A 5,280-nucleotide genomic window follows, 5' to 3' on the forward strand; every position below is an offset into this window, starting at 1 on the left:
GTGGTGGCGTTGTTGGCGGTGGCGCGGGTGGGTGCGGCTTATGTGCCGGTGGATCCGGCGCATCCGGTGGGGCGGATCGGTTTCGTTCTGGAGGATGCGGCTCCGGTGCTGGTGCTGACGGATCGTGCGGCGGATCCGGCGGCGGCGGTGGATGTGGCCCGGTTGTATCTGGACGAGGTGGATCTGTCGGGTGGGCCGGTGGGGGACGCGACGGTCGAGGTGCCGGGTTCCGGTGCGGCGTACATGATCTACACCTCGGGTTCCACCGGCCGTCCCAAGGGCGTCGTCGTGACCCGCGAGGCGGTGGCCAACTTCCTGCACGACATGGCCGGTCGCTGTGACCTCGGCGCGGGCGACCGGGTCGTCGCCGTCACCACGGTCGCCTTCGACATCGCCGTACTGGAGCTGTTCCTGCCGCTGGTCACCGGCGCCACCACCGTGGTGGTACCGCCGGAGCTGGTCCGGGAGCCGGGCGCGCTCGCCGCGCTGCTGCGCACCCGACGTGAACGGCCCGGCGTCCTGATGATGCAGGCCACCCCCGGGCTCTGGCGCTCGCTGCTGGACGCCGACGCCACCGCCGCCCAGGGGGTGCGGGCGCTGGTCGGCGGCGAGGCGCTGCCGCCTGACCTCGCCGACGCGCTGGCCGGCACGGCGGAGTCGGTGCGCAACATGTACGGTCCGACCGAGACCACGGTCTGGTCCACCAGCTCTCCCGTCCGGGCCGGCCGGCTGCCGGATCTCGGCACCGCGGTGGCGAACACCTCGGTGTACGTGCTGGACGGCGGGTTGCGTCCGGTTCCGGTGGGGGTGCCGGGTGAGCTGTACGTGGCCGGTGCCGGTGTGGCGCGCGGGTACCACGCGCGGCCGGGGTTGACGGCGCAGCGGTTCACCGCCGATCCGTTCGGTCCGGCGGGGGCCCGGATGTACCGCACGGGTGACCTGGTGCGGTGGCGTGCGGACGGCCGGCTGGACTACCTGGGGCGGGTCGACGACCAGGTCAAGGTGCGTGGTTTCCGGATCGAGCTGGGGGAGGTGGAGTCCGCGCTGCTCGCGCATCCGGGTGTGGAGCGGGCCGTCGCGGCCGTCCGTGAGGACGTGCCGGGTGACCGCAGGCTGGTCGGGTACGTGGTCGTGCGCCCGGGTACCGACATCGCGGACCTGAGGCCCTTCCTGGCGGGCTCGCTGCCGGACTACATGGTGCCGGGGGTGGTGGTCGGGCTGGAGTCCGTCCCGTTGACGGGCTCGGGGAAGGTCGACCGGCGGGCGCTGCCCGCGCCGGTGGTCGCCGGAGGCGGCGGCCGGGGCCCGCGCACCGAGCGCGAGGAGGTGCTCTGCGCGCTGTTCGCCGAGGTCCTCGGTCTCGAACAGGTCGGCATCGACGACGACTTCTTCGACCTCGGTGGCCACTCCATGCTCGCCGGCCGGATCGTCGGCCGGGTCAGGGAGCGGCTCGGCCTCGACCTCAGCGTCCGCGCCCTCTTCAGCCACCCGACGGTGGCCCAGCTCGACGCCCATCTCGACGACGCCGACCGCGCCGCGGCCCCGGCCCGCCCGGTTCTGCGCAGGAGGAACGCCCGATGATCCCCTTGTCCTTCGCCCAGCAGCGGTTCTGGTTCCTCCACCAGCTCGACGGCCCCTCGCCGGTGTGGAACATCCCGACCGTGCTCCGGCTCACCGGGACCCTGGACCGCTCCGCGCTGCGGGCGGCGCTGGCCGACCTGGTGGAACGGCACGAGACCCTGCGCACCGTCTTCGCCCCGGTCGCCGGGGACGGGGAGGCCGCGGAGCAGATCATCCTGCCCCCGACCGCCGTGCCCGAGCCGCTCACGGTGCGGGCCACCGAGGAGCAGCTGCCCGCCCTGGTGGCCGAGGCCCAGCGCTACGCCTTCGACCTGCGGGCCGAACCCCAGCTGAGAGTCACCCTGTTCGAGCTCGGCGAGCAGGAGCACGTCCTGCTGCTGCTCCAGCACCACGTCAACGGCGATGGCTGGTCCCGGCCGGTCCTGGTGCGCGACCTGCTGGCCGCGTACACCGGTCGGGCCCGCGGGCAGGCTCCCACCGCGGAGCCGCTGCCCGTCCAGTACGCCGACTACGCGCTCTGGCAGCGCGACCTGCTCGGCAGCGAGGACGACCCGGACAGCTTCGTCTCCCGCCAGCTGAAGTACTGGACGACCGTGCTCGACGGCTCGCCCGAGGAACTGTCGCTGCCGACCGACCGACCGCGCCCGGCCACCTCCTCGCACCGGGGCACGACCGTGCCGATCGACGTGCCCCAGCCGGTCCGCGAGGGTCTGGAGGCGCTCGCCCGCCGCCACCGGACCAGCCTGTTCACCGTGGTCCAGGCCGCCGTCGCCACCCTGCTGCACCGGCTCGGCGCAGGGGACGACATCCCCGTCGGCACCCCGGTCGGCGGCCGGGCCGACCAGGCGCTGGAGGGTCTGGTCGGGCTGTTCGTCAACACCCTGGTGCTGCGCAACGACCTGTCCGGCGGTCCGAGCGCCGAGGAACTGGTCGCCCGTGGCCGGGACCTCGTGCTGGCGGCCCAGGAGCACCAGGACCTGCCGTTCGAACGCCTGGTGGAGGAGCTCAACCCGACCCGCTCGATGGCCCGCAACCCGCTCTTCCAGACCCTGCTGACCTGGAACAGCCTCGACCGGCGGGACGTCGGCGAGGCGGCGGCGGACCTGCCCGGGCTGCGGGTCGCCGGCTACTCGGCCGAGAGCGGCTTCGCCCGCTTCGACCTCTCCTTCAGCATCGAGGAGCGCGGTGACGCGAGGCAGCGCCCGGACGGGCTGGGCGGCGCCCTCACGGTGGCCGACGACCTCTTCGACCCCGCGACCGCCGCCCTGCTCGTGGAGCGCTTCCACCGCGTCCTCGCCGCCTTCGCGACCCGGCCCGGGATACCCGTCGGACAGATCGACGTGGTGCTCGACGAGGAGCGCCGGAACGTCCTGGAGCGGTGGAACCTCACCGACCGGGAGGTGCCGGAGGACCTGCTCGCCGCCTTCGACCGCTGGGTGCGCGAGACCCCCGACGCGCCCGCGCTGGCCGCCGGGGCCGACACCCTGACCTACCGGGAGCTGGCCGAGCGCTCGACCCGGCTCGCCCTCCGGCTGGCGGCCGCCGGCGCCGGCCCCGGCCGGGTGGTGGCGGTCGCCCTGCCCCGCGGCGCCGAGCTGCCGGTCACCCTGCTCGCGGTGCTGCGCACCGGTGCCGCCTACCTGCCGCTCGACACCGAGTACCCGGCCGACCGGATCGCCCACATGCTCGCCGACTGCGCCCCGGTGCTCGCCGTCGCCGGGCCCGGCTTCACCGCGCCGAGCGGCCTGCCCGTCCTCGCCCCCGAGGCGGACGGTCCGGCCGTGGACGCCCCGGCCGCGGCACTGCCGGCGCCGGACGGCCGGCGCGCCGCGTACCTGATCTACACCTCGGGCTCCACCGGCCGCCCCAAGGGCGTGGTGGTTCCGCGCGCCGCCCTGGACAACATGCTGACCGGCTTCCGCGAGCTCGTGCCGCTGGGCCCGGGAGACCGCCTGCTCGCGGTCACCACGGTCGGCTTCGACATCGCCGCCCTGGAGCTGTTCCTGCCGCTGTTCTGCGGCGCCACCACCGTGCTCGCCCCGCGTGAGCTGGTCCGCGACCCGCGGCGGCTGGCCGGCGAGATGCGCGGCGCCACGGTGGTGCAGGCCACCCCGTCGCTCTGGCAGGCCGTGCTGGAGGAGGTGCCGGACGCGGCGGACGGCCTGACCGTGCTGGTCGGTGGCGAGGCGCTGCCGCGCGACCTCGCCGAGCGGCTGGGCCGCTCGGCCGAGGCGGTGCTCAACGTGTACGGGCCGACCGAGACCACCGTCTGGTCCACCGCCTGGCGGGTCGCGCCCGGCACCGCGCCGCTGATCGGCGCACCGATCGCCAACACCCGTGCCCTGGTCCTGGACGCCGGCCTGCGGCCGGTGCCGCCCGGCGTGCCCGGTGAGCTCTACCTGGCCGGGCACGGCGTCACCAGCGGCTACCACGGCCGTCCCGGGCTCACCGCGGAGCGCTTCGTCGCCGACCCGTTCGGCGCCCCCGGCGCGCGGATGTACCGCACGGGCGACCTCGCCCGGTGGACCGCCGGCGGCGAGCTGGAACACCTCGCCCGGGTCGACGACCAGGTCAAGCTGAGGGGCTTCCGGATCGAGCTCGGCGAGGTGGAGGCCGTGCTCACCCGGTACCTGGACCAGGGCCGCGCGGTCGTCACCGTGCACACCGACGAACGCGGTGAGCGCCGCCTGGTCGCGTACCTGGACGACGCGCTGGCCGACGTCGACGCGCTGCGCCGCCGGGCGGCCGAGCAGCTGCCGGAGTACATGGTCCCGGCCGCCTTCGTCCGGGTGGACGCCTTCCCGCTGACCGCCAACGGCAAGCTGGACCGCCGGGCCCTGCCCGCCCCGGACCTGACCGCCACCGAGTTCCGCGCGCCCCGCACCCCGCGCGAGGAGTCGCTCGCCGCGGTGTTCGCGGAGGTGCTGCGGCTGCCGGCCGTCGGCATCGACGACGACTTCTTCGCGGTCGGCGGGCACTCGCTGCTCGCCATGCGGCTGATCTCCCGGATCCGCGACGAGTTCGCCGTGGAGCTTCCGATCAGCGCGTTGTTCGAGGCGCCCACGGTCGAGCGCCTGGCGGCCGCCATGGACGCCGCCGGCGGGGGCCGGACCCGGATCACCGCCGGACCGCGCCCCGACCGCGTCCCGCTCTCCTTCGCCCAGCAGCGGCTGTGGATCATCGACCGGCTGGAGGGCCCCAATCCCGCCTACCACGTCCCGGTCGCCCTGCGGCTGGACGGTGCGCTGGACGTGGCCGCGCTGCGGGCGGCGCTGGCCGATGTGGTGGCGCGGCACGAGAGCCTGCGCACCGTCTTCGCCGAGGACGCCGAGGGCCCGCACCAGCGGATCCTGGACTCCGTCGAACCGGACCTGCCGGTGACCGAGGTGGCCTCGGACGAGGTGACGGCGGCCACGGCCGCCGTGGTCCGCCGGCCCTTCGACCTGCGGGGCGAGATCCCCCTGCGGGCCGCGCTGCTGCGGGTCGGCCCGACCGAGCACGTGCTGGTCCTGGTCATGCACCACATCGCCGGTGACGGCGCCTGGTCGGTCCCGGTGCTGGTGCGGGACGTGGCGGTGGCGTTCGGTGCGCGGGTGGGTGGTGGGGCGCCGCGGTGGGAGGCGCTGCCGGTGCAGTACGCGGATTTCGCGCTCTGGCAGCGGGAGCTGCTGGCGGAGGGTGAGGGTTCGGAGTTGGGGC

At 75.1% G+C, this 5,280-nt stretch carries 2 protein-coding genes; both read left to right on the top strand.

What is annotated here, in order from left to right; translation table 11 throughout:
- Positions 1–1,581: amino acid adenylation domain-containing protein (locus tag ACFC0B_RS40740; protein ID WP_376098538.1), on the top strand; the 1,581-nt coding region annotated here is incomplete at its 5' end.
- A partial coding sequence (locus ACFC0B_RS40745) for an amino acid adenylation domain-containing protein (protein ID WP_376098540.1) occupies positions 1,578–5,280 on the top strand: 3,703 nt, incomplete at its 3' end. The genes ACFC0B_RS40740 and ACFC0B_RS40745, both read left to right, overlap by 4 nt.

Origin of the sequence: Kitasatospora sp. NPDC056184 (assembly GCF_042268405.1) — a bacterium.
Classification (GTDB): domain Bacteria; phylum Actinomycetota; class Actinomycetes; order Streptomycetales; family Streptomycetaceae; genus Kitasatospora.